This window comes from Moellerella wisconsensis ATCC 35017 (genome assembly GCF_001294465.1).
In the GTDB taxonomy this organism is placed as follows: domain Bacteria; phylum Pseudomonadota; class Gammaproteobacteria; order Enterobacterales; family Enterobacteriaceae; genus Moellerella; species Moellerella wisconsensis.
Genome location: NZ_LGAA01000018.1, coordinates 460,507 through 486,813, shown reverse-complemented (window position 1 = coordinate 486,813; position 26,307 = coordinate 460,507). Strand labels below are relative to the sequence as shown.

The following is a 26,307-nucleotide window of genomic DNA, read 5'->3' as shown; positions in this document are numbered from 1 at the left end:
CGGAATATACGCGAGTGACCTTATAAGGCAGCCGAATTAAAATTTCAGTCGTAGTCAGCAGGCAGCACTGCTGGTAAACTTGCACGATTATTTAATTTCAGTACCTATAATCATGAATTTATTAAAATCATTAGCGGCGGTCAGTTCCATGACCATGATGTCGCGTGTTCTCGGTTTTGTGCGTGATGCCATTATTGCGCGTTTTTTTGGTGCCGGCGCTTCGGCTGATGCCTTTTTTGTAGCGTTTAAACTGCCGAATTTGTTGCGACGGATCTTTGCCGAAGGGGCATTTTCTCAGGCGTTTGTTCCGATTCTGGCCGAATATAAAAGTCAGCAAGGAGAGGAAGCGACACGTACTTTTATTGCATTTATCGCCGGGATGTTGACATTAATTTTGGCATTAGTCACGGTGGCCGGTATCGTTGCCGCACCGTGGATTATTTATGTGACTGCCCCCGGATTTAGTGAAGATGCCGATAAGTTTATCTTAACCACTTCATTATTGCGGGTTACCTTTCCTTATATTTTTTTGATTTCTCTAGCTTCTTTAGCTGGGGCTATTCTGAACACTTGGAATCGTTTTTCTGTTCCAGCGTTTGCTCCCACCTTATTGAATGTCAGTATGATCTTCTTTGCGGCCTTTTTAGCCCCGTATTTTGACCCACCGATAATGGCATTAGCTTGGGCAGCATTAGTGGGAGGAATTTTACAATTAGTTTACCAATTGCCACATTTGAAAAAAATTGGCATGTTAGTTCTGCCAAGATTATCGTTTAGAAATAGCGGTGTATGGCGAGTCATGCGCTTGATGGGACCGGCGATTATTGGGGTTTCAGTGAGTCAAATTTCATTAATTATCAATACAATTTTTGCCTCTTTCTTACAATCAGGCTCAGTCTCATGGATGTATTATGCGGATCGCTTAATGGAGTTGCCTTCAGGTGTACTTGGTGTCGCCTTGGGAACCATTTTATTACCATCGTTAGCCAAGAGTTTCACCAGTGGTAATCATGAAGAATACCGCCGTTTAATGGACTGGGGACTGCGTTTATGTTTCTTGCTAGCATTGCCTTGCGCCGTCGCATTAGCGATTTTATCTGAACCTTTGACGGTGGCACTGTTTCAATACGGTAATTTTACGGCTTTTGATGCAGCGATGACTCAACGAGCACTGATGGCTTATTGCGTTGGTTTAATGGGAATGATCGTGGTGAAAATTTTGGCGCCTGGATTTTATTCACGCCAGGACATTAAAACCCCGGTTAAAATTGCGATTGCCACCCTGATTTTAACTCAATTAATGAACTTAGTCTTTATTGGGCCTTTGCAGCATGCGGGGCTAGCATTATCGATTGGTTTGGCGTCCTGTTTCAATGCCGGAGTGCTATATTGGCAGTTACGTAAGCGTAATATTTTCAAACCATTAGCTGGCTGGGGGAAATTCCTAGGCAAATTATTGTTTGCGCTAGTTGTGATGGTGGCGGTGCTATTTGGGCTGTTATATTTAATGCCAGCTTGGGAACAAGGCAATATGCTGATGCGTATGCTGCGCTTGATTTTAGTGGTTATTTTGGGTGCCAGCAGTTATTTTGCCGCACTTTATGTTTCAGGTTTCCGTCCACGTGATTTTATGCAGCGCAGTATCTAAGCTAACAATATTAACGTCATAATATCTAAGGCGATAATTGGATAGCGTAGCGGGTTTATTATTCAGTGATGAGCGGGTATAAAATCTCGTTCATGTTAAGTCAAATAATGACAATAAAAAAGAGCGGCCATTAGGCTGCTCTTTTTATTAATGATGGGATTAAAACCGAATTGAGAATAATAGCGTGCTTACATTCTCTCTACGGTTTGAATACCTAAAGTCTCTAAGCCAGTTTTTAAGGTTTTTTGAGTCAACAGTGCCAGTTTTAAACGGCTTTGACGTTGTGCGTCAGATTCGGCTGTAAGAATAGGGCAATGTTCATAGAATCCAGAGAATAATCCCGCGACATCATACAGATAAGCACACATAACGTGAGGTGTGCCATCGCGGGCCACTTGAGTAATAGTTTCTTCAAATTGCAGCAGACGAATAGCTAAAGCTTTTTCACGCTCATCAGTTAACACTAATGGCAATGACAAATTCGTTTGGTCAACTTCCGCGCGTTTGAAAATAGATGCAACGCGGGTGTATGCGTATTGCATATATGGCGCAGTATTGCCTTCAAATGCCAGCATATTATCCCAATCGAAAATATAATCGGTAGTACGGCTTTTGGATAAGTCAGCGTATTTAACCGCACCAATCCCGACCGCAGTGACCACTTTTTGTAATTCATCTTCGCTTAATTCTGGATTTTTACTACGGATCAGTTTTTCTGCACGTTCAACGGCTTCATCCAGCAGGTCAGACAGACGTACGGTACCACCAGAACGAGTTTTAAACGGTTTGCCATCTTTACCAAGCATCATGCCGAACATATGGTGCTCAAGAGACATCGATTCTGGAATATAACCCGCTTTGCGTACGATAGTCCATGCTTGCATCAAATGCTGATGTTGACGAGAGTCGATATAATATAGCACTCGGTCTGCATGCAGCACTTCATGGCGATACTTAGCGCATGCGATGTCAGTTGTGGTATACAGATAGCCGCCATCTTTTTTCTGAATAATGACGCCCATTGGGTCGCCTTCTTTATTCTTGTATTCGTCAAGATAAACAACCACGGCGCCTTCACTATCTACCGCCAGCCCTTTGGCGCGTAAATCGGCAACAATATCTGCTAGCATATGGTTGTATAGGCTTTCACCCATCACATCGTCTTCAGTCAGAGTGACGTTTAAGCGCTGATAGGTTTGTTGATTTTGCGCCATGGTGATATCTACCAATTTACGCCACATCTTACGGCAATATTCATCGCCAGATTGCAGCTTAACCACGTAGTTACGGGCGCGCAGAGCGAAGTCTTCATCTTCGTCGTAGCATTTTTTTGCTTCGCGATAGAATACTTCTAAATCAGCTAATGCCATATCGCTGGCTTCTTCATTCTGGACTTTTTCTAGATAAGCTATCAGCATACCAAACTGAGTCCCCCAGTCACCGACGTGATTGGCGCGGATCACTTTGTGACCCAAAAATTCTAATGTACGGGCTGCCGCATCGCCAATAATTGTCGAGCGTAAGTGGCCAACATGCATCTGTTTAGCCACGTTAGGCGCAGAATAGTCGATAACAATCGTCTGAGATTCAACCGGGGAAATGCCCAATTTTTCATCTTGCAGGGCAACTTCGGCACCTTTTTCAATCCAGCGCGGATCAATAAAAATATTGATAAAGCCGGGGCCAGCAATTTCAACTTTATTGGCGATACCTTCAAGATCTAACAGACCAATGACTTTTTCGGCCAGTTGTCGGGGCGGGATACCCATTTTTTTAGCAGCGCCCATAATGCCATTGGCCTGATAGTCCCCAAATTGGACTTTAGCGGACTGACGCACTAGCGCATCACAGCCCTCAGGAGCTCCCGCTGCGAGCAACGCAGCACTAATTTTATCTGAAAGAATAGCCTGAATATTCACCGGATTACCTTAAATTACGAACATAAGTCGTTGTATTGTGCCATTACAAACAACGCACGAAAAGAGCCATGAAGTTTAAAGGAGGAGATTTATAACATAATTGTTATTTTGCATGCCACCTAACATAGCCATTATACTGCAAGTTATAGCTTGGTGGGGGGTGATAATAGGTTAAAATCGCCCATCTAACCACTTAATAACTGCTAAAGATTTAACAGCCTAGTATTTTACCACCAAGGATATTATTTGTATGAATGTTTTGAACCAGATTGCTCAATTAGCCGATTTAGCCGCAGATTTACCACTTTTTGAACAACGATTGCAGCAAATGGCAGAGATATTAGGCATTTCTTTGGCTGACTACCCGATAGATCATATTTCTGTACGTTGCCATCAATTGACTACCGCTCATCGTTGGAGTGAGGGGTTAGCGCAGTGTGCTGAATTAATATCCAATAAATCAATCAACGGGCGCCCTATCTATTTATTTGAACTCGCTCAACCGTTAAATATTGCCGGTTGGCCAGTTTTTATTATCGAATTGCCGTTTCCTAAAGATAAAGTCTATCCACAAGAAAGTTGGGAGCATGTCGAAGCAGTTATTGATGTTGAGCCAGAGCAGCTAATTGAGCAAGCTGGCGCTTTGTTACCCAAGCCGTTACCTCATAATTTCAGCCTTAAGATAAGTCAACCTAAAGGTGATTACGAACGTTTGCCTAATCTCACATTAGCGGTTAGTGATGGTAAGACAACCTTAAAATATCATCCTTTTTCTTTGAAAAAAATTGTTGAAAGTGAGGGTTAGGTTACAAAAAAAGCTTTTATCTAACATTTATACAAAAAACTTCTTAAGCTGTGATATTAAACAAGTCAGCAAATGCAAATAGGTGTCATTATTATCTTTTACCGATTTGCGTTATTTTAATAGCTATTGGAGGGCGGTTATGGCGAAACTTGAAATTTGTTGCTTTGGGATTGAATGTGCGCAAATAGCGCAAGAATTTGGTGCTGATCGTATAGAATTGTGTTCAGGCGCTGCGGAAGGTGGATTAACACCTAGCTATGGGTGTTTAAAACATGCTCGAAAAAACATTCATATTCCAGTGCATCCCATTGTTCGCCCACGTGGTGGAGATTTTTGTTATAACACCATGGAGTTTGAGGTTATAAAAGATGATGTGCAAATGATCCGCGAGCTTGGTTTTCCGGGAGTGGTAGTTGGTATGCTTGATAGCGAAGGACGAATTGATCTGCCGCGAATGGAACTGTTAATGCGAGAAACGCGTGGATTAGAAGTCACTTTTCATCGCGCTTTCGATATGTGCGTGAATCCGTTATTAGCATTAGAACAATTAAAATCATTAGGCATCGCCAGAATATTGACTTCTGGACAGCAGCAAAATGCAGAACTCGGTTTACCGCTATTAAAGCAGTTGAATGATAAAAGTCGTGAAATTAATGGACCTATCATTATGGCGGGTGCGGGAGTTCGATTGAGTAATTTGACTAAATTTATTGAAATGGGCATTACTGAGCTGCACAGTTCCGCGGGTAAGACGGTTTCTTCGAGCATGAATTACCGCAAAGTTGGTGTAACTATGGCATCGAACAGTGAAACGGATGAGTTTACACATTATTGCGTTGATGGATTAACGGTTGAAGCGATGAAAGATTTTATGTCGCTAACTAATAATTTGCATTAATTAGCTACACCAAAGACTGTTTAGTCATACTACGCTGAAAAATCAGTAATCTCCAAAAACAGATTCAGAAAACCCACAGGTTAATGTGGGTTTCTTTTTGGTCAGAAGGAGTATTGGTGTTAGAGCATTAATATCGTTTAGATTATCAAATATGCTGGTGGATATTAGGGTTTACGCGCGGTTAATATTGCTCGTAAGGGCGCCGGATAGCCTTCGATAGTTTTACTCTGATCGTTAGGATCAAGAAAATCCACCAGTGATTCGGTGGTCATCCATTCGGTACTGCGCTGCTCATCGAGCGAAGTTATCGCTTGATCAACAATACGCACATCGACAAACCCGCATTTTTCTAACATCACTTTCAGCATCTTCGCTGAGGGAATAAAGTAGACATTACGCATTTGTGCATAGCGGTCACCGGGGATCAAGCATTGAAACTCATCACCGTCGATAACCAAGCTTTCTAGCACTAATTCGCCATCAGAAACTAACTGATTTTTCAGCTGATATAAGTGGTCTAATGGCGAGCGTCGGTGATATAACACCCCCATAGAAAATACAGTATCAAAGGCTTTGAGTTGTGGAAGTTGTTCAATCCCGACCGGTAATAGGTGCGCGCGTTGATCATTACCCAGTAAGGTGCGTACTGCTTCGAATTGACATAAAAACAGTTGTGTCGGGTCAATACCCACAACAAATTCGGCACCTTCGCCTAGCATACGCCACATGTGGTAGCCACTACCACAGCCAACATCCAACACATAGCGATCTTTTAACGGAGAAATATGCGGTAATACGCGCTCCCATTTCCAATCAGAGCGCCATTCGGTATCAATATTTACACCATATAAAGAAAAAGGACCTTTACGCCATGGCATAAATTCTCGCAAAATATTATACACACAGCGATATTCGCCCGAGGTTAACTCAGGCTCTCGCGTTGCGGTCACGCTATGTTTTAAATCCAGTGTAGTGGGAGTGATCGCCGGTAAATTTTCCAGTACTTTTTCCCACGATTTAAATTTACCGTGTAAATGTTCTTTTTTCCATTCACTGAGCTGCGCGGGTAAAACATCTAACCAGTGGCTTAAGCGACCTGTGGCTATTTCACGGTAAAAATTACCAAAATCAATCATTTTCCAGTTCCTTTAACCGCGAGAATAGAGCCAAAATTGAAGCATTGGAACCACACTTCACTGTGCTCAAAACCTGCTGTTTTCAATCTGTTTTTATGTGCAGTTACGCTATCGGTTAACATAACGTTTTCTAACATGCTGCGTTTTTGGCTAATTTCGAGTTCACTATAGCCATTTGCACGTTTGAAATCATGGTGCATATTAAATAATAATTCATCAATCGGTTGATCATCGAAGCTAAATTTCTCCGATAATACTAATACGCCGCCAGGATTAAGCCCCTGATAAATTTTATTCAGTAGCGTTTGGCGATCTTCTGGATTGAGAAACTGTAATGTGAAATTTAGCACCACCATGGAGGCATTTTGCAGCTTAATATTGCGGATATCACCTTCAATCACTTCAACAGGTGTCTCGGCTTTATAGGCATCAATATGACGACGACAGCGTTCGACCATCGCAGGGGAATTATCTACCGCGATAATATTGCACTGTTTAGCCTGAATATTACGGCGCATCGATAATGTGGCTGCGCCTAGCGAACACCCGAGATCGTACACCTGACTGTGATCAGTGACAAAACGTCCTGCCAGCATGCCAATCATAGTAATAATATTCGAATAGCCCGGCACTGAACGCTGGATCATATCGGGGAAAACTTCGGCCACTTTCTCGTCAAATTGCCAATCGCCTAAATTAGCAATAGGGGCGGAGAAAAGGCTATCTTTTGGTTGTTGATCCTGAGTTGACATAACGGCTTGTATAAATAGAAACAATAAGTGGAGGGGGATTCTAGCAGAAATTTACCCGATGCAGAAAAGCAATTCAAAGGTGGGATGAGAAATAATACTGTAAAATAAAGACGAAAACGGCAGAAAGCCTGCCGTTAGGGCGATTATCTACGAGGAGATTAGAGGTCAAAAGAGAAAATTTGAACCCACGGTAAATAGTAAATATTAGCGATAATCATTAGTACCATAGAAAGATAAGTGGCAGTCATACCAGAACGACGCCAATAATATTCTCTATTTTTTAGACCATAAGAATGGAGTATGCGTCCCGCAATTAAAATAATACCACACAAGTGGATCATCCAGACGTGTGCGCCATTCATTTCCATAAACAGTAATAGCAACAAAGACATCGGAATATATTCGACGGCGTTGCCATGTACGCGGATAGCAGTTTGTAATTCGTAAAAGCCACCGTCGCCATAAGCGACACGATACTGTGTTCTCAGTTTAACTACGTTGAGCGATAATTTAATTAATAGCAATGCACCCAAAACAGCATACAGAGAGCTGACCATTTTTTTACTCCAATAATTATCCTAGTCGGCTAAGTAAGTGATAAATCTCACAACTAATGAGCTACCGCTGTCACTAACAGTCTTTAATATTAAAGATTTTATCGGATATCATACAGGCAAATATTAGTATATTTAATATTATTCTTGATTGTTTCTCTCTGCATTGACACCTTATTTCAGTCATATATTCTTATGATATCTATAAGGATGCTTGTAATTTGTTGATTTTAATTGAAATAATCAGTAGTTGATCATAATGGTTAAATTAATTAGGCTTCGATTAGAGTACAAAACATGGGGAAAATAGAACGTGATGCATGGGCTTTGTTGCTTAATAGTCAGCATGCGCTAGCATATGGGTTGGAAAACAAGCGGACTAATCAGTTAAATGTATTGAGATTAAGCATAGAATATAATAATTAAAACATTCAATATGTACATAGTGCTAAGAGTCACATAAAATCAATGCTATTCATTAATGGTGTGTGTATCTGTATATCTCTATCATCCTTCACGTTGCCAGAGTGTTGGTCGTACTAAAATAATTTGTTTGAGCCGCTATTGCTTTTTGGCTGGAGTTATTTTGGTGAACTGCCGCCTTCTTGCAACTTAAATGATTTTGGCGGTATATCCGATTAATAAAATTAGCATTTATTTAACTATTTTTTTAACACATCAACTTGATTTTGCTGATTTAATATTCTTTTTGGACTTATGTCTAGATTGAATTTCCGATATAATGACTGCCTTTTTTTGACATTCTGATTGTATTGTCAACAGTGCCAAAATTTCCGCAGCAAGAATAACAAGCTGAGTAAAAGGATATTGTATGCGTTCTAATTATTGTGGGCAGTTAAGCCTTGCTCATGAAGGTCAAAAAGTCACTCTGTGTGGATGGGTAAATCGTCGTCGTGATTTAGGCGGCTTGATTTTTATCGATTTACGCGACCGTGAAGGCATCGTACAGGTTTTCTTCGATCCTGAATGTAAAGCGGCATTTGAAAAGGCTTCTGAGTTACGTAATGAGTTTTGCATCCAAATCAGCGGAACCGTACGTGCGCGTCCTGCAAGCCAAGTTAATAAAGATATGGCGACCGGTGAAATTGAAATTTTTGCCGACGATGTTGAAATTTTCAACCGATCAGAACCGCTGCCACTGGATAGCAACCAAGTTAATACTGAAGAGAATCGATTAAAATACCGCTATCTGGATTTACGCCGCCCTGAAATGTCTAAGCGCTTAAGAACACGCGCTAAAATCACCAGTTTTGTGCGTCGTTTTATGGATGATCAAGGTTTCGTTGATGTTGAAACCCCGATGCTGACTAAAGCAACGCCCGAAGGCGCGCGCGATTATCTAGTACCAAGCCGTGTGCACAAAGGTAAATTCTACGCGCTACCACAATCTCCTCAATTGTTTAAACAGCTATTAATGATGGCGGGATTTGACCGTTATTATCAAATAGTAAAATGTTTCCGCGATGAAGATTTACGTGCGGATCGTCAGCCTGAATTTACCCAAATCGATGTTGAAACCTCGTTCATGACCGCAGACCAAGTGCGTGAAATCATGGAACGTATGATCCGCGAATTATGGTTAGAAACCAAAGCGGTCGATTTAGGTCAATTCCCAGTAATGACTTTCGCTGAAGCCATGCGTCGTTACGGTTCAGATAAACCTGATTTACGTAACCCAATGGAATTAATCGATATTGCGGATTTAGTTAACGCGGTGGATTTTGCGGTATTTGCTGAGCCAGCGAACGATCCCAAAGGTCGTGTTGTGGCGTTAAAAGTCCCAGGTGGCGCAACCTTGAGTCGCAAACAAATTGACGACTACGGTAAATTTGTAGGTATATATGGCGCTAAAGGTCTGGCATGGATGAAGATCAATCAGCGTGCTGAAGGCTTAGAAGGGGTGCAAAGTCCAATAGCTAAATTCTTAAATGCGCAAGTTGTTGAACAATTATTAGCCCGTACTGACGCACAAGATGGCGATATCATCCTGTTTGGTGCCGGGGCAAAAAATGTGGTTACCGATGCGATGGGGGCTTTACGTCTAAAAGTTGGTCGAGACCTCGAACTGACCGACCTGAAAAGCTGGCGTCCACTGTGGGTGGTTGATTTCCCAATGTTTGAAGATAATGGTGAAGGTGGCTTAACCGCAATGCACCATCCATTTACTTCGCCGTTAGATTTTACGCCACAGCAACTGGAAGAAGATCCAGAAGCGGCTGTAGCGAATGCCTATGATATGGTGATTAACGGTTACGAAGTTGGGGGGGGATCGGTGCGTATTCACCGCAATGAAATGCAGCAGTCAGTGTTCCGCATTTTAGGTATCTCAGAGCAAGATCAGCGTGAGAAATTTGGTTTCTTATTAGACGCGTTAAAATACGGAACACCACCGCATGCGGGGCTGGCTTTCGGCTTAGATCGTCTGGTGATGCTATTAACTGGCACTGAAAATATTCGTGACGTTATTGCATTCCCTAAAACGACCGCCGCAGCGTGCCTGATGACCGAGGCGCCAAGCCATGCAAACGTTGATGCGTTGGCTGAGTTAGCCATTCAGGTTGTGGTTAAAAAAGACGAGCAATAAACTCAATGAAATTATATAAGCGCCCTGAATCAGTATTGATTGTTATTTATGCCCACAACAGTGGCAGGGTGCTTATGCTGCAACGGCAGGATGACCCCGACTTTTGGCAATCTGTCACTGGCAGTTTGGAAGAAGGGGAACAACCTGCGGCTGCGGCGGCGAGGGAGATAAAAGAAGAGATAGGTATTGATGTGGTTGCCAAACAATTGACGTTAAGCGACCGCCATCAAAGTGTTATCTTTGAAATTTTTCCGCACTTTCGGCATCGCTATGCGCCGGGAGTTACCCACTGCAAAGAGCATTGGTTTACCCTGGTTTTGCCGGAGGAGTTTACGCCGCACCTGACAGAACACTTAGATTTTCGTTGGTTAGCGCCAGAACAGGCGGTCACTTTAACTAAATCTTGGAGTAATGCTCAGGCGATTAAAAATTTTGCTAATTAACTATTTTATTCCCCAAATAATTTATGCAGCAGCTTATCGTTAGTTAAATATCGGCATAATTATTGGCTTAATTTTGCTGTTTATCAGCATAATGGGTGAGTCTGTAACATAAAATATGGCGGGTATATTCATGTATTTGGAGAGATTTCATGGCAGGTCATAGTAAATGGGCCAACACCAAACACCGTAAAGCTGCGCAAGATTCTAAGCGTGGTAAGATTTTTACTAAAATTATTCGTGAGCTGGTTACTGCAGCGCGTATTGGTGGTGGTGATCCCGCGTCTAACCCGCGTTTACGCGCAGCTGTTGATAAAGCCTTATCAAACAATATGACTCGCGATACGTTGAATCGTGCTATTGCGCGTGGTGTTGGCAGTGATGACAATGACGATATGGAAACCATCATCTATGAAGGTTATGGCCCAGGCGGAACAGCCGTGATGGTCGAATGCCTAAGTGATAACCGTAACCGTACGGTATCTGATGTACGTCATGCCTTCACTAAAACCGGCGGCAATCTTGGAACTGATGGTTCAGTAGCTTATTTGTTCACTAAACGTGGCGTTATTACTTACGCACCGGGGGTGGATGAAGATGCGTTGATGGAAGCTGCATTAGATGCAGGAGCGGATGACGTTGAAACGTATGACGATGGTGCGATAGATGTTTACACCACGCCAGAAACGTTCGGTGAAGTTAAAGATGCCTTAGATGCGGCTGGATTTATCGCAGAAGCTGCAGAAGTATCAATGATCCCTTCGACTAAAGCAGAATTAGATGCTGAGACAGCACCGAAATTGATGCGTTTAATCGATATGCTAGAAGATTCTGATGACGTGCAAGAAGTATATCACAACGGTGATATCTCTGACGAAGTCGCAGAGCAGCTGTAATAATCCGTTCTCCCGCGTAGAGAAAGCGTGCTGTAATCAGCATGCTTTCTCTAACGCTCACCCATCTCCATTCACTGTCAGGTTACAAACGTGTCCATAATATTGGGAATAGACCCCGGCTCTCGTGTTACTGGCTATGGGGTGATCCGCCAACAGGGAAGGCAGTTACTGTACCTTGGAAGTGGCTGTATAAGAACTAAAGCTGATGATTTACCCACCCGATTACAGCGTATTTATGCTGGTGTGATGGAAATTATTACGCAGTATCAACCCAATACATTTGCTATCGAACAAGTGTTTATGGCAAAGAATCCCGATTCAGCATTAAAACTCGGCCAAGCTCGAGGCGTAGCTATTTTAGCTGCGGTTAATCAATCGTTGCCCGTGTTTGAATATGCAGCGCGCCAAGTTAAACAAACGGTTGTTGGCACCGGTGCCGCAGAAAAAACACAAGTTCAACATATGGTGCGCTCTATTCTTAAACTGTCAGCCAATCCACAATCTGATGCTGCCGATGCCCTCGCTATTGCTATCACCCATTGCCATTTTAATCAAAATTTACTCAAAGTGGGCGATCCAAAATTAGTGTTAACACGTGGGCGTTTAAGGTAATGCTGTATGTGCATCCAGTTTTATTTGTGATATAAATACTTCTCGTATTATCAAATGATATAGAGTAATGGCGATTGCGGTTAGCTGTACTGTACTAAACTCGGCGTATATCGCATTATTCACTGATAAATAACGTTAATCATAATGTAGCTGGTATTTTGCAGACAGAAAAATTATCGATTATTGGTGCTAAATTAGTTTTTAAATCAATCGGGTGCGAGTAATTAAAAATAGTCACTGTAAGAATAGCGTCTATAAAATAGTGTTTATAAAAATAATGCTATAAGTTTACTTTTGGTCAAGAGGATTCAGTGTGATAGGGCGTTTAAGAGGCATTATATTAGAAAAACAACCGCCGATTGTGTTATTAGAGACCAATGGCGTCGGCTATGAAGTGCATATGCCAATGACTTGTTTTTATGAGTTACCCGATGTAGGTCAGGAAGCTATTGTTTTCACACAATTTGTTGTACGTGAAGATGCTCAATTATTGTATGGCTTTAATGATAAACAAGAACGAGCTCTGTTTAAAGAGCTAATTAAGGTCAATGGTGTAGGGCCAAAATTGGCCTTAGCAATTTTATCCGGAATGTCTGCCCAACAGTTTGTTAATGCGATAGAACAAGAGTCGATTGTAACCTTAGTTAAGCTACCGGGTATTGGTAAAAAAACCGCCGAGCGTTTAGTGGTCGAAATGAAAGATCGCTTTAAAGGGCTTAATGGCGATCTATTTAATCAAAACAGTGAAATCACTTTACCGGCGGTTAATCAGCAAGGTCAAAGTAGCGTTGATATTGAATCTGAAGCTGCGGCTGCGTTGGTATCTCTAGGCTATAAACCGCAAGAAGCCAGCCGAATGGTCAGTAAAGTGGCTAAAATGGGTAACGATTGTGAAACGTTAATCCGTGAGGCTTTACGCGCTGCACTCTAATTAAGTTAGGTAATAACGTGAAATTAAGGAAATTATCTTATGATTGAAGCTGATCGCCTAATCTCCGCTGAGGTGCTCCGCGAAGAAGAAGAAGCTATCGATCGTGCAATACGGCCCAAATTTTTGTCTGAATATGTCGGTCAACCTCAAGTAAAAGAGCAGATGGAAATTTTCATTCAAGCGGCACGTTTGCGTGGTGAAGCGCTCGATCATTTGCTGATTTTTGGTCCCCCGGGATTAGGAAAAACCACGCTAGCCGGTATTGTAGCTAATGAGATGGGGGTCAGTTTGCGTACTACTTCGGGGCCTGTTTTAGAAAAAGCCGGTGATTTGGCTGCTATGCTGACTAATCTTGAGCCACACGATGTGCTGTTTATCGATGAAATTCACCGTTTATCTCCGGTAGTTGAAGAAATTTTGTACCCGGCGATGGAAGATTACCAGCTGGATATTATGATTGGTGAAGGACCGGCGGCGCGTTCAATAAAAATAGATTTGCCGCCCTTTACATTGATAGGGGCAACCACGCGTGCGGGCTCATTAACTTCACCGTTACGAGATCGTTTTGGTATTGTTCAGCGGTTAGAGTTTTATAATATCGATGATCTTCAGCATATTGTCACCCGTAGCGCCCGTTTTATGGGCTTGGATATCAGCCCAGAAGGGGCACATCAAGTTGCTAGACGTTCGCGTGGAACACCGCGTATTACCAATCGTTTATTAAGGCGAGTACGTGATTTTGCCCAAGTTAAAGGCGATGGAAGTATTGATGAATCTACGGCAAATTTAGCATTAGATATGCTGAACGTCGATTCTGCGGGCTTTGATTATTTGGATCGTAAATTGCTGGTGGCGATTATTGATAAATTTATGGGCGGTCCGGTCGGAATTGATAACTTGGCTGCAGCGATTGGTGAAGAGCGTGAGACTATAGAAGATGTACTTGAGCCGTATTTGATCCAACAAGGGTTTATTCAGCGCACCCCGCGCGGACGTATTGCGACCGGGCATGCGTATCAACATTTTGGTTTAACGCCAAAATCTAATAATTAGAATCAATTAACCTGCTCATGTGCTTTGTCGCATTAGAGCAGGTTGGTATTATAATTTTAATCTTATATCAATTGAGTTATCAATGTATTACTTGACTATGTTAAGTACTGGAGGCGAGTGATGTATTCTAAAACATCAATACCGTTATACATACTTGCATATAAACACCGTCGATAGCTTAATTTTTGGTGTTTACCGCTAAGCTGAGAACAAATAAGATGGCAGCAGATAATACCACCGATGGCCCAGCAGGCGTATCATAAAAGGCGGAAAAAGCTAAGCCGCCAGAGACCGCTAGCATACCAATAATTATTGCAATACCTGCCATTTGTTCTGGTGTACGTGCAAAGCGTCTTGCCGCCGCGGCGGGAATGATTAGCAATGAAGTGATAATCAAAGCACCGACAAATTTCATCGCAATACCAATGGTTAAAGCGGTGACCATCATTAATAGCACGCGTAATCGTTGAATTTTAACCCCATCGACAAAAGCTAATTCTTGATTAATAGTCATCGATAGTAATGCGCGCCATTGCCAGAAAAGTAATCCGCAAACAATAATCACACCGATCAGAATAGCGCTGACATCTTCATAAGTAACTGATAATAGATCGCCAAATAAATAGGCCATCAGATCGACCCGCACATTGGACATTAGGCTGACCACCACTAACCCGAGGGACAGGGCGCTGTGAGCCATAATACCTAAAAGTGTATCAACAGCTAATTGTGGGCGTCTTTCCAACCAAACTAAAATCAATGCCAACAGTAATGTGACAGCAATCACTGCGTAAAAAGGATTGATATTCAGCATTAAGCCAAAGGCGACCCCGAGCAGAGATGTGTGGGCAAGCGTATCGCCAAAATAGGACATGCGACGCCAAACCACAAAAGAACCTAACGGTCCTGCGGCGGTGGCTAATAAAATACCGGCCAGCCAGCCGGGCAGCAGTAATTCAATCATGGTGGCAATCCTTGCTATGCTGATGAGGCACGATAATATTACCTTCTAAATCATGTTGATGATTATGATGATGCCGATAGACGCCAATTTGTTGTGCGCCGCGATAACCAAACATGGCAATAAACTCAGGGTGCAATGAGACGACTTCTGGAGTGCCAGAGCAACAAATATGCCCATTGATACACAACACTTTATCCGTTTTTGCCATTACTAGATGTAAATCATGCGATACCATTAACACACCGCAATTTAGCTCTGTTCTTAATTGATTAATTAAATCGTACAGTGCTACTTGGCCATTGATATCAACGCCTTGAGTCGGTTCATCTAGTACTAATAAATCGGGTTGATTTAATAAGGCTCGAGCTAACAATACCCGCTGTGTCTCACCGCCGGATAATTTTTGCATCGGTTGTTCAATTAAATGTTCAGCCTTAACACGCATTAAGGCCGGTAAAATATCTTTCGTTTTTACTTTAGGTTTAAGCAGCATAAAGCGCTTGACGGTAAGGGGCATAGTGGCATCGAGGTAAAGTTTTTGCGGGACATAGCCGATAGACAGGTTTCGCGGCCGTTCTATTTTCCCTGACGATGGTGGTATTAACCCAAGGACAATACGCACAATGGTTGATTTTCCTGCGCCATTGGGGCCTAAAAGGGTCAATATTTCGCCTTTGTGTAGCGAGAATGTGACATCTTGCAGTACATGACGCTCACCAAAGGAGACTGAAATATTTTTTAAACTAAGTAATGCTTGCATGTGAAAAATATCTTGCAGAATTGAAGAAACGTTATAATATAACATTTCAAAATAAAAAGCACGGATTAATCTATTATGATACACAAATCAAAACAGTTCGCTCGGAAATTACTTCTCGCTTCAATAATCAGTGGTATTCTGCCTATTGCTGCACAGGCTGATATCGTAACCTCGGTGAGACCTTTAGGATTTATTGCTGCGGGAATAGCGGATGGCGTTACAAACACTCAAGTTTTGTTACCTGATGGGGCTTCTCCACATGATTATGCGCTAAAACCGTCTGATCTGCGTAAAATTAAACAAACTGACTTATTTGTGTGGGTCGGTCCAGAAATGGAAATGTTTTTAGAAAAACCGCTAAAACAGCTGCCTGAGCACAAAAATCTGCCCTTAGCCGAACAAAAAAATATTAAACCATTATTAATGGCAAATAATGATGAAGGGGATAATGAAGATACTGATGCTCATGATGGTGATAATATTGAGCTAGGTCACGAACATCATTCACACGGTGCGTATAATATGCACATATGGCTGTCCCCGGAGATAGCGAAACAGGCAGCTCAAGATATCTATGATAGATTAATAGTGATTTATCCTGAGAAAAAGAAACAGCTGGACGTAAACCTTCGTAAATTCAATGAAAATATGGCGCAAAATGATAAGAAAGTTGCTAATATTTTGCAGCCGGCTAAAGACAAAGGATATTTTGTTTTTCATGACGCTTATGGCTACTTTGAAAAACACTATCATTTATCCCCATTGGGGCATTTTACGATAAATCCTGAAATCCAGCCAGGGGCACAGAAATTACATCAAATAAGAACACAACTGGTTGAGCAAAAGGCACAATGTGTTTTTGCTGAGCCACAATTCAGGCCGGCCGTGATCCAAACCGTTGCGCAAGGGACGGGAGTGCGTATGGGCACGTTAGATCCTCTCGGAAGTGGAATAACGTTAGGTCCAGATAGCTATATGCAATTTTTAACGCAACTATCGGAACAATATGCGGGCTGCCTGAATTAAAAACAAGAAGGAATTGTTGAAAGTGCAGCAGATGGCTAAAAGTCTCGTCCAAGTCTACGGAAACCTATCTAAGCCGCATAAATTTATGTTAGGTACGTTAACCGCAGCAACACTGGCTGTCGCGATATGGCGGCCAGTTCATATCCATGAACGACAGAATGACAGCAATACCGAGACAACAATTCCGGTAACGGCGCCTTTTATTAATGATAAATACGCGACTGATGATGTTATTTTAGACAGCAGTGAACAATTACCGGATGAAGGCGTTGCAGATGTTGATGCTACCGATACAGATGATGCATCAACTATACCGCATGAGTATGTAGTATCCAGTGGTGATAATCTGTCGAGTATTTTAACTCAGTTCGGTATAGAGCCGGGCGATGTTGCTACTTTAGCTAACCAGCATAAAGCACTACGTAACTTAAATATTGGTCAGACACTGAATTGGACGTTAACGGCTAATGGTGAATTAGAATCCCTAACTTGGGATGTTTCTCGTCGTGAAACTCGAGTTTATACTCGTGTCGGCAACACCAATACTTTTAAAGAAGTTAAAGAGTTAGAAAAAGGTGTTTGGACCAATAACGTAGTGCAAGGCTCGATTAATGGTAGCTTTGCCAATAGCGCTCGTCAGGCGGGATTAAATCGAACTGAAACTCGTGACGTCATCAAAGCATTACAATGGCAGGTTGATTTCCGTAAATTACAAAAAGGCGATAAATTCACGGTGTTATTAAGTCGTGAGATGTTGGATGGCCGAAATGAACAAAGTCAATTACTAGGCGTTCGCTTGCAAAATAGTGGTAAAGATTATTACGCTTTCCGTGCCGATGATGGACGTTTTTATGATGCGGAAGGTAATGGATTAGAACAAGGTTTTTTACGTTTCCCTACAGCTAAACAGTTCCGGGTTTCTTCTAATTTTAATCCTCGTCGTATTAATCCAGTAACTGGTCGCGTTGCCCCGCATAAAGGGGTCGATTTTGCGATGCCTGTTGGTACGCCTGTACTGGCTGTGGGTGATGGTGAAGTCATTGTGTCTAAATACAGTGGTGCCGCGGGTAATTTTGTGGCTATCCGCCACGGTCGTCAATATACAACGCGTTATATGCATATGCGTCAGTTATTGGTTAAACCGGGACAAAAAGTAAAGCGTGGTGATCGTATTGGCTTATCAGGGAATACTGGTCGTTCCACTGGACCACATTTACATTTCGAAGTATGGATTAACCAGCAAGCAGTGAATCCACTGACTGCCAAATTACCAAGTTCAGGTGGATTAATGGGTAAAGAGCGTAAAGAATATTTAGCTTCGGTGCGTGATATTAAACCGCAATTAAAACTGAATTAATCACATATACCTCCTTAATCCTGGCGGGCAGATAGCAATATCTGCCCGTTTTCTTTGGGAAATTAACTGCTGGGAATAATATTATTTTGCATAACAGATTTCGTACCACTAATTGGGAGGTATAAAAATCCTGTTGATAGATGAGGTTGATAAGTCAAGATATCTCCCACAGATTATGGTTAAATACCGATATTGAAATCAAATAACTGAGACGCTATTAATAAGCGATATCAATATAATCAATTCTTGGCACGGCACGATTAGCACAGCAGTATTCAATGATATGGTGAGTTAAATGTGCAGATTAAATAGAGTATTAATTTTTTTGTTAGGTAACCGATGAATAAAGATAAAGATACTGACAGCAAATTAGGCTACGTTCCTCGTTTCCATCGGACATATCTACATCCGAAATATTGGGGCGTTTGGCTTGGCGCGTTGGTATTGGCAGGATTAGCCTATATGCCAGTAAGATTGCGTGATCCATTATTAGCGTGGGTTGGAAAATGGGTCGGTAAATTGGCGAAAAGTGCTCGTCGTCGAGCGCAAATAAATTTACTGTATTGCTTCCCCGAATGGACAGAGCAGCAGCGCGAACAATTGATTGATAACATGTTCGCTACGGCACCACAATCTTTTGTGATGATTGCTGAATTATGTTTACGTGGTGCAGAAAAAACTTTAGCCCGTACTGAATGGCATAATCAGGCTGTGATTGAAAAATTACAGGCCGAAGGGCGCAATGTGATTTTTATGGTTCCGCATGGTTGGGCGGTTGATATTCCCGCAATGTTACTGGCTGCACGAGGCCAAACTATGGCGGCAATGTTTCATCATCAAAAAAATCCAGTAGCAGATTTCTTATGGAATAAAGCACGTTATCATTTCGGTGGACGTTTGCATTCCCGTGAGGCAGGGATTAAGCCATTTATCTCTTCGATACGCCAGGGATATTGGGGGTTTTATTTACCTGATCAAGATCATGGTGCTGAGCACAGTGAATTTGTAGATTTTTTTGCTACTTATAAAGCCACATTGCCAGCGGTAGGTCGTTTAATGAAAGTATGTAAGGCTGCGATTGTTCCTTTGTTCCCTGTATATGATCATCATGAGCATCGTTTGCATATTTATCTTCGTGAGCCGATGGATGATATCGATGGCAAAGATGATAATTATATCGCACGGCGTATGAATGAAGAGCTGGAGCAACTGGTTAGGCCGAATCCAGAGCAATATACGTGGATTTTAAAATTGCTCAAAACGCGTAAAGAGGGTGAAATTGAACCCTATCAGCGTGATGATTTATATTCTAAAAAATAAGCGCAAGCTGTGTAAATAAGATTGTTTAGTAAGCGTTTTTATTTAGGCATATCGCGTTTACGGGCATACAGCCGCTATGTATGAGATGTTCGCTGAAAAAATGAGTTTTATTTACGGCTTACGATATTCATCAGAATTAGAAACAATCATTAAAAGTAATAATGATAAACAATAAAAAACGCTGCCTTTTCTGGGCAGCGTTTTAGATTTAGCCGTTTGGTTAATTAATTCAATTATTCGACTTCTAAAATACGGCAAGTATTGGTGCTTCCTACGGTACCCATCAGGTCGCCTTGGGTAACTAACACAACATCTCCGGTAACTAAATAGCCTTTGTCACGTAAACGATTAACTGCTTCATTAGCAGCGGCAATGCCATCAATATGCGTGCTACAAAATACAGGTGTTACACCGCGGTATAAGGCACATTGATTTAAGGTTTTTTCATGGCGTGACATCGCGAAAATAGGTAAACCTGAGCTGATACGAGACATCATACGTGCAGTGCGGCCCGATTCTGTCATCGCCATAATCGCTTTAACCCCTTTAAGGTGGTTAGCTGCGTACATGGTTGACATCGCTATCGCTTCTTCAATATTTTCAAATATGATATCAAGGCGATGTTTAGACACGGATAAACCAGGGACTTTCTCTGCACCCAGACATACTTGCGCCATAGCAGCAACAGTCTCGGCAGGATATTGTCCAGCAGCGGTTTCTGCTGAAAGCATTACAGCATCGGTACCATCAAGAACCGCATTAGCAACGTCCATGACTTCGGCGCGTGTTGGCATCGGGTTGGTGATCATCGACTCCATCATTTGAGTCGCTGTAATCACGACACGATTCAGTTGACGCGAACGCTGAATTAATTTTTTCTGTACTGCCACGAGCTCAGGGTCGCCAATTTCAACGCCTAAGTCACCACGGGCAACCATTACTACGTCCGAAGCTAGAATGACTTCGTCCATGATTTGGTCATTAGCCACGGCTTCAGCACGTTCAACTTTAGCTACGATTTGGCAGTCACAGCCTGCATCACGCGCTAAGCGGCGTGCATAGTTTAAATCTTCACCACAGCGAGGGAAAGATACAGCGAGGAAATCGACACCAATTTTTGCTGCGGTTTTAATGTCTTCTTTATCTTTTTCAGTCAAGGCATCCGCAGATAATCCGCCGCCTAACTTATTGATACCTTTATTGTTGGACAATTGACCGCCAACAGTCGTTTCGGTATAAACTTGTAATCCTTTGACTTCGATAACTTTTAATTGGACTCGACCATCATCCAATAACAAGATATCGCCTGGGACAACATCTGCGGGTAAACCTTTATAATCGATGCCGACTTTAGTTTGATCGCCTTCACCTTTACCTAAGGTAGCATCAAGAATAAATTTATCACCAATATTGAGGTATACTTTGCCATCTTTAAAGGTCGAAACACGGATTTTAGGCCCTTGTAAGTCGCCTAAAATAGCCACATTACGACCAGAACGAGCTGCAATTTCACGAACTTTATTCGCACGCGCTATATGATCTTCTGCCGTACCATGAGAAAAGTTGAGGCGTACAACATTAGCGCCTGCGTTAATGACTTTCTCTAAATTATTGTCGCGATCTGTTGCGGGACCTAGAGTGGTAACTATCTTCGTTCTTCTCAGCCGTCTGGACATGTATTACTCCGTTGACCTGTAATGGTATTGAATTGTGGGCAAACATTTTCACCCAATTTAATCTTATTTTTACGCTAGTTGCTGTTGCTGAATAGAAACAGCAACGCAAAATTCATCATTTTCTCTCTCACTATGCTAACAGTTCTAATAAACTATTAAAGCCGCAATAGACAAGAACAGCAAATAAATGGCGAAAAATCTCTTTAGGCTTTATCAAACCGCGAATCGCGTAAGGCGTCTTTGACCCGCTTCAAGTTATCTCTAAATTTTTCGCCTCGGCGTAAGATAAAACCGGTCGCCAGCACATCAATAACGGTTAATTGTGCTAAACGCGAGATCATCGGCATATAAATATCTGTATCTTCTGGCACATCAATAAGTAAGGAAACAGTGGCTTCTTGAGATAACGGTGAACCAGCAGAAGTAATAGCAATAACTACCGCATCGTTTTCTCGTGCGACACGAGCCATATCTACCAGTGCTTTAGTGCGTCCAGTATGAGAAATGAGGACCAATACATCGCCTTCATCGCTATTAATACAGCTCATGCGCTGCATGACAATATCATCAAAGCAGACTACTGGGATATTAAAGCGGAAGAATTTATTCATCGCGTCGTGAGCAACGGCGGCTGAGGCCCCAAAGCCAAAAAAAGAGACTTTTCTGGCTTGAGTCAATAAATCCACGGCACGATTAATCGCTTCACTATCAATAGACTGCTTCACGTTATCTAATCCTGCCATGGCAGACTCAAATATTTTATGCGTATATGCACGCGTCGAATCGTTTTGTTCTACATGGCGATTCACATAAGGTGTACCATTGGCAATATTTTGTGCCAAACGCACTTTAAAATCGGGGAAGCCTTTGGTGTCCATTTTACGACAAAAGCGATTAACGGTAGGCTCACTTACTGTGGCCATTCTTGCTAGAGTAGCGATACTTAAATGAATGACTTGCTGAGGCGCATGCAGAATAACTTGCGCTACTTTTTTTTCTGACTTGCTTAACGTTTCCATATTTTGTTGCATTTGTTCCAATATATTCATAACAGCAAGTCACCTATATAATATTACGCATTGGGTATAACCAAACATAGTTCGATATTTTCGGGGATTAAGCTAGACATTCCACGAAGATTTTTTAATTCTATTTCTGTATTTGTTGCTTTATATCGAGATGTATGGCGTTAAAATGCTAAGTTAGTCAACATACTAGCTTAGTCATGGCCTAGCTTATTCTTTGATGGATTATAGCTATTCCATTAACAGGAGAAATCTATCTCAATATAAGTGAAAATATACTACGTGTTTGCTGCGACAAATGCGCTAGAATAGTGTGATAATCGGTTTTTTTTACCAAAATATGATCGGTGTCAAAGTTTCAAAACAGTAATATAATATCAACACTGTAATTTACTTACAGATGACGGATTTCATTTCGCCAGTGGTTACTAAGCAATCTCAGTCGATTTTTTAATCGAAGAACAATTAAAGCACTTTGCGGATATTTACTGGTGATACGCAAGATAGTACATTATTGAGATAACTAGCTAATTTTGTAACAAAATTACAATAAATTCCGCAAATTGAGGAGAACCAATATGGCGGTGAATCAAACTGCACAAGCCTGTAATTTAATTATTTTTGGCACCAAGGGAGACCTCGCTCGTCGTAAATTACTTCCGTCACTCTACCAGCTGGAAAAAGCGGGTTATATCCATGCTGAAACTCGTATTATCGGTGTGGGACGCGCAGAGTGGGATAAAGACGAGTACGTGAAATTTGTTAAGCATGCGCTGGATGAATTTGTTAAAGAAGAATTGGATGAAACGCTGTGGGAAACCTTACGCGCTCGCTTAGATTTTTGTAATTTAGATGTACAAGAGACTGAAAATTTTGTCCGTTTAGCTGAAATGTTACAACAAGATACGCATCCCACCATCCATTATTTTGCGATGCCGCCAAGTACTTTTGGTTCGATGTGTCAAGGGTTAGGATTTGCTGGCTTAAATGCGCAGCCTAACCGTGTTGTGATGGAAAAACCGCTAGGGACAGACCTGGCCTCATCACAAGAAATTAATAATGAAGTTGCTAAATATTTCGACGAAAGTCAGGTTTATCGAATCGACCATTATTTAGGCAAAGAAACAGTACTTAATTTATTGGCGCTGCGTTTTTCTAACTCTTTGTTTATTAATAACTGGGATCACCGAGCTATCGATCATGTACAAATAACGGTGGCTGAAGAAGTTGGTATTGAAGGGCGCTGGGGTTATTTTGATAAAGCCGGTCAAATGCGCGATATGATCCAGAATCACTTGCTGCAAATATTGACCATGATTGCTATGTCCCCGCCAGCGGATTTAACTACCGATCGCATTCGTGATGAAAAAGTCAAAGTGTTACGTTCACTACGTCGAATCGACCATACGAATGTGCGCGACAAAACTGTACGCGGTCAATACACCACAGGATTTGTGCAAGGTAAAAAAGTACCTGGCTATTTAGAAGAAGGGGCCAATAAAGTCAGTAAAACTGAAACATTTGTCTCATTACGTGTGGATATCGATGATTGGCGTTGGGCTGGGGTACCTTTCTATTTAAGAACCGGCAAACGTTTACCGGCTAAATGTTCCGAAGTCGTGGTGTATTTTAAGAAACCAGCTCTGAATATTTTCGCTGAAAGTTATCAAGATCTTCCACAAAATAAACTGACTATTCGTTTGCAGCCAGATGAAGGGATTGATATTGAAATCTTAAATAAAGCCCCTGGATTAGATCATAAACATCGATTGCAAACGACCAAGTTGGATTTAAGTTTTTCTGAAACCTTTAATCAAACCCATTTAGCGGATGCGTACGAGCGTTTGTTGCTTGAAGCCATGCGAGGCATTCAAGCGTTATTTGTCCGTCGTGACGAAGTGGAAGAAGCGTGGAAATGGGTTGATTCAATCATGGACGCATGGGCGATGGACAATGAACCACCAAAACCATATCAATCAGGTACTTGGGGTCCAATAGCCTCGGTAGCGATGATCACTCGTGATGGGCGTTCATGGAATGAATTTGAATAACTGCTAGCCAATAGAGGATCATGCGGATTATTCAGCAGTAAGTATTTATGGCGTCTATTTGGGCGCCATTTTTTTAGATTTATTTTATATTTTAAAGAAAATCGGCAGTTTAATTGATATTAAATTTCAAATTGACCAATAATTCTTCACTGTTTCTAAGCCAGATAAATCACTATTTATTCGGCATAATGTAAATATTATCAACTAATTACTTCTATTTTAGAATGGCAGGATAGAAACACGAGAATCGCATCGCTATTCAAACACGGTCATTAATTATTCAGCGTAAAAAAGATGATAATATTCATTGATTTAATAAAAATCCTATGTTAAAAATACCCTACAAACAACTACTGATGAGGATTCGGAGTAAATTAGATGGATTGGCCATCTGATGAAATGAATGAGATATCATGCTTAGCGCTAACAGCGTCAAGATCCAACGCAGAACCACACATCGCCTTTTCTTATCCGCCATTTTATCCAGTGAATACTACTGGTGCGGCGCATTATAGCTTCTTTTCTCAATATAATCATTGGCTTAATCATTCTTCGATAACAGCCACATTACCTTTTTAGATTATTACGCTGCTGGCATTGGGTTACCCAAATAGGTGTTATTTGCGGATGTTTTTCCCGTTCCTAATGCAGCGGCCTTGAGTAGAGAAATATGATGATATATTGGATATTTTTAGGTTTAGCCATCGTTACCGAAGTTATCGGTACCTTATCAATGAAGTATGCCAGTGTGAGTGGCGATATATCCGGCATGTATGTTATGTATGTGATGATCGCATCGTCTTACATTTTATTGGCAGTTGCTGTAAAAAAAGTTGCTCTCGGCGTCGCTTATGCCCTGTGGGAAGGTATTGGGATTTTAATTATCACTTCATTTAGCGTGATGTGGTTTGGCGAATCGTTATCCCCGATGAAAATTGGTGGTTTAACATTATTAATTGCCGGAATTGGTTTGATTAAATCCGGAACTAAAAAAGCCACAGTAAAACAATCAACAGCGACTGTTAAGCGTATGGCTTCTAAAGCGGCCAATACCGCAACTGCCGTGAGTCACCGTACGAAGGAGGCTTAATCATGTTATCTCAATTTGAGTGGTGGCATGGGGCGTTCTTAATTCTGGCGGTTATATTAGAAATTTTGGCCAACATCTTATTAAAGATGTCGAATGGATTTAAACGTATTTGGTTGGGGGTATTGTCTTTATTGGCAGTGCTCGGGGCGTTTAGTTCATTGGCACAAGCGGTTAAAGGCATTGAGTTGTCAGTCGCTTATGCATTATGGGGGGCTTTCGGCATTATTGCCACTATTGCCGCCGGCTGGATTTTATTCAATCAGCGTCTTAACTACAAAGGTTGGGGTGGGGTTTGCCTACTGTTAATCGGGATGGTTCTGATTAAAATGGCTTAATAAAAGCCAGTAAAAAGAGTGATGGCCACGGATAGGCTGCCACTCTTTTTGTAATAAATTAATGTTGTCGGTTAACGAGCCGCGATAATCTTGATTTCTACTTTATATTTTGGGTCCATTAGTCCGGCTTGAACCGTACAGCGCACCGGTGCACTTCCTGCCACTACCCAAGCATCCCATGCTTGATTCATGCCAGAAAAATCTGCTTTATCTGCTAGAAATATAGTCGCGTCAAGAATTTTACTTTTATCTGACCCGACACGTAGCAGCAACACATCTATCGCTGCAAGGGCATCTGAAGTTTGTACAACAATATCGCCATCTAGCGTTTCTGGCACACTGGTATAATAAATTACATCATTATGAATAACTGCATCTGACCAGCGTGTATCTGCATCAATACGTTCAATCGTCATTTTAGGTTCCTTGCTATCTTGCTATTGCTATAGAGGTA

25 protein-coding genes are annotated in these 26,307 nt (G+C 41.7%); 16 read left to right on the top strand and 9 right to left on the bottom strand.

Annotated features, from left to right (window positions below; genetic code table 11):
• The first annotated feature begins 112 nt into the window (after positions 1–112).
• Positions 113–1,648, top strand: coding sequence for a murein biosynthesis integral membrane protein MurJ (gene murJ / locus M992_RS10205; protein WP_047256486.1), 1,536 nt, complete (start codon positions 113–115; stop codon positions 1,646–1,648).
• 188 nt (positions 1,649–1,836) lie between these two features.
• Here murJ and argS read toward each other — a convergent pair whose 3' ends face one another.
• Positions 1,837–3,567, bottom strand: coding sequence for an arginine--tRNA ligase (argS, locus tag M992_RS10200; RefSeq protein ID WP_053908476.1), 1,731 nt, complete (start codon positions 3,565–3,567; stop codon positions 1,837–1,839).
• A gap of 250 nt (positions 3,568–3,817) precedes the next feature.
• Here argS and M992_RS10195 point away from each other — a divergent pair, with 250 nt between their 5' ends.
• Together M992_RS10195 and cutC are read left to right on the top strand one after the other, a co-directional pair.
• Complete coding sequence (locus M992_RS10195; protein ID WP_053908472.1) at positions 3,818–4,372, top strand: VOC family protein; 555 nt, start codon at positions 3,818–3,820, stop codon at positions 4,370–4,372.
• A 139-nt stretch (positions 4,373–4,511) separates the two neighbouring features.
• On the top strand, positions 4,512–5,270 hold the full coding sequence (cutC, locus tag M992_RS10190; protein WP_053908470.1) for a copper homeostasis protein CutC: 759 nt from the start codon (positions 4,512–4,514) through the stop codon (positions 5,268–5,270).
• Positions 5,271–5,434: 164 nt separating this feature from the next.
• On the opposite strand, the gene cmoB is transcribed toward cutC, so the two are convergent.
• The 3 genes from cmoB to M992_RS10175 all read right to left on the bottom strand — a co-directional run bounded on the left by cmoB (position 5,435) and on the right by M992_RS10175 (position 7,715).
• Positions 5,435–6,406, bottom strand: a complete 972-nt coding sequence (cmoB, locus tag M992_RS10185; protein ID WP_053908468.1) for a tRNA 5-methoxyuridine(34)/uridine 5-oxyacetic acid(34) synthase CmoB — start codon at positions 6,404–6,406, stop codon at positions 5,435–5,437.
• Positions 6,403–7,158: a carboxy-S-adenosyl-L-methionine synthase CmoA gene (cmoA, locus tag M992_RS10180; protein ID WP_047256491.1), complete on the bottom strand. Its 756-nt coding sequence runs from the start codon at positions 7,156–7,158 to the stop codon at positions 6,403–6,405. The genes cmoB and cmoA overlap by 4 nt, the downstream gene beginning before the upstream one ends.
• A 158-nt stretch (positions 7,159–7,316) precedes the next feature.
• The gene (locus tag M992_RS10175; RefSeq protein WP_053908466.1) at positions 7,317–7,715 is read right to left on the bottom strand and encodes an MAPEG family protein; all 399 of its coding nucleotides are present in this window, start codon (positions 7,713–7,715) and stop codon (positions 7,317–7,319) included.
• Between the two features lie 829 nt (positions 7,716–8,544).
• On the opposite strand from M992_RS10175, the gene aspS reads away from it, so the two are divergent.
• The 6 genes from aspS to ruvB all read left to right on the top strand — a co-directional run bounded on the left by aspS (position 8,545) and on the right by ruvB (position 14,249).
• Complete coding sequence (gene aspS / locus M992_RS10170) at positions 8,545–10,317, top strand: aspartate--tRNA ligase (RefSeq protein ID WP_053908464.1); 1,773 nt, start codon at positions 8,545–8,547, stop codon at positions 10,315–10,317.
• Positions 10,318–10,322: 5 nt separating this feature from the next.
• Complete coding sequence (nudB, locus tag M992_RS10165) at positions 10,323–10,760, top strand: dihydroneopterin triphosphate diphosphatase (RefSeq protein WP_053908462.1); 438 nt, start codon at positions 10,323–10,325, stop codon at positions 10,758–10,760.
• Positions 10,761–10,909: 149 nt separating this feature from the next.
• Positions 10,910–11,653, top strand: a complete 744-nt coding sequence (locus M992_RS10160) for a YebC/PmpR family DNA-binding transcriptional regulator (protein WP_053908460.1) — start codon at positions 10,910–10,912, stop codon at positions 11,651–11,653.
• 90 nt (positions 11,654–11,743) lie between these two features.
• Positions 11,744–12,265: a crossover junction endodeoxyribonuclease RuvC gene (ruvC, locus tag M992_RS10155; RefSeq protein ID WP_047256496.1), complete on the top strand. Its 522-nt coding sequence runs from the start codon at positions 11,744–11,746 to the stop codon at positions 12,263–12,265.
• Positions 12,266–12,578: 313 nt separating this feature from the next.
• A complete protein-coding gene (ruvA, locus tag M992_RS10150; protein WP_053908458.1) occupies positions 12,579–13,196 on the top strand; it encodes a Holliday junction branch migration protein RuvA in 618 nt (205 codons plus the stop codon).
• A gap of 39 nt (positions 13,197–13,235) precedes the next feature.
• On the top strand, positions 13,236–14,249 hold the full coding sequence (gene ruvB / locus M992_RS10145; protein WP_047256498.1) for a Holliday junction branch migration DNA helicase RuvB: 1,014 nt from the start codon (positions 13,236–13,238) through the stop codon (positions 14,247–14,249).
• Positions 14,250–14,427: 178 nt separating this feature from the next.
• Here ruvB and znuB read toward each other — a convergent pair whose 3' ends face one another.
• Together znuB and znuC are read right to left on the bottom strand one after the other, a co-directional pair.
• The gene (znuB, locus tag M992_RS10140) at positions 14,428–15,213 is read right to left on the bottom strand and encodes a zinc ABC transporter permease subunit ZnuB (protein WP_053908456.1); all 786 of its coding nucleotides are present in this window, start codon (positions 15,211–15,213) and stop codon (positions 14,428–14,430) included.
• Positions 15,206–15,973 carry a zinc ABC transporter ATP-binding protein ZnuC gene (gene znuC / locus M992_RS10135; protein ID WP_053908454.1) on the bottom strand — a complete coding sequence of 256 codons (768 nt, stop codon included), beginning with the start codon at positions 15,971–15,973 and terminating at the stop codon, positions 15,206–15,208. The genes znuB and znuC overlap by 8 nt, the downstream gene beginning before the upstream one ends.
• 75 nt (positions 15,974–16,048) lie before the next feature.
• Here znuC and znuA point away from each other — a divergent pair, with 75 nt between their 5' ends.
• From znuA to lpxM, 3 genes are all read left to right on the top strand, one after another.
• On the top strand, positions 16,049–16,999 hold the full coding sequence (gene znuA, locus M992_RS10130; RefSeq protein WP_053908452.1) for a zinc ABC transporter substrate-binding protein ZnuA: 951 nt from the start codon (positions 16,049–16,051) through the stop codon (positions 16,997–16,999).
• 31 nt (positions 17,000–17,030) lie between these two features.
• Positions 17,031–18,356: a murein DD-endopeptidase MepM gene (gene mepM / locus M992_RS10125; protein WP_174721771.1), complete on the top strand. Its 1,326-nt coding sequence runs from the start codon at positions 17,031–17,033 to the stop codon at positions 18,354–18,356.
• Positions 18,357–18,695: 339 nt separating this feature from the next.
• Positions 18,696–19,676 (top strand): lauroyl-Kdo(2)-lipid IV(A) myristoyltransferase, encoded by a 981-nt coding sequence (gene lpxM / locus M992_RS10120; RefSeq protein ID WP_053908448.1) that lies wholly within the window; start codon positions 18,696–18,698, stop codon positions 19,674–19,676.
• Between the two features lie 233 nt (positions 19,677–19,909).
• On the opposite strand, the gene pyk is transcribed toward lpxM, so the two are convergent.
• On the bottom strand, positions 19,910–21,352 hold the full coding sequence (pyk, locus tag M992_RS10115) for a pyruvate kinase (RefSeq protein WP_053908446.1): 1,443 nt from the start codon (positions 21,350–21,352) through the stop codon (positions 19,910–19,912).
• A 203-nt stretch (positions 21,353–21,555) separates the two neighbouring features.
• A complete protein-coding gene (locus tag M992_RS10110) occupies positions 21,556–22,401 on the bottom strand; it encodes a MurR/RpiR family transcriptional regulator (RefSeq protein WP_053908445.1) in 846 nt (281 codons plus the stop codon).
• Between the two features lie 554 nt (positions 22,402–22,955).
• Here M992_RS10110 and zwf point away from each other — a divergent pair.
• The 4 genes from zwf (at position 22,956) to mdtI (ending at position 25,853) form a co-directional block, all read left to right on the top strand.
• Complete coding sequence (gene zwf, locus M992_RS10105) at positions 22,956–24,428, top strand: glucose-6-phosphate dehydrogenase (RefSeq protein WP_053908443.1); 1,473 nt, start codon at positions 22,956–22,958, stop codon at positions 24,426–24,428.
• 378 nt (positions 24,429–24,806) lie between these two features.
• Positions 24,807–25,007 (top strand): alpha/beta hydrolase family protein, encoded by a 201-nt coding sequence (locus M992_RS10100; protein ID WP_053908441.1) that lies wholly within the window; start codon positions 24,807–24,809, stop codon positions 25,005–25,007.
• Positions 25,008–25,101: 94 nt separating this feature from the next.
• Positions 25,102–25,518: a multidrug/spermidine efflux SMR transporter subunit MdtJ gene (mdtJ, locus tag M992_RS10095; protein ID WP_053908440.1), complete on the top strand. Its 417-nt coding sequence runs from the start codon at positions 25,102–25,104 to the stop codon at positions 25,516–25,518.
• A gap of 2 nt (positions 25,519–25,520) precedes the next feature.
• Positions 25,521–25,853: a multidrug/spermidine efflux SMR transporter subunit MdtI gene (gene mdtI, locus M992_RS10090; RefSeq protein WP_047256509.1), complete on the top strand. Its 333-nt coding sequence runs from the start codon at positions 25,521–25,523 to the stop codon at positions 25,851–25,853.
• A 71-nt stretch (positions 25,854–25,924) separates the two neighbouring features.
• Here mdtI and M992_RS10085 read toward each other — a convergent pair whose 3' ends face one another.
• Positions 25,925–26,269: a RidA family protein gene (locus tag M992_RS10085; RefSeq protein WP_047256510.1), complete on the bottom strand. Its 345-nt coding sequence runs from the start codon at positions 26,267–26,269 to the stop codon at positions 25,925–25,927.
• Positions 26,270–26,307 lie beyond the last annotated feature (38 nt).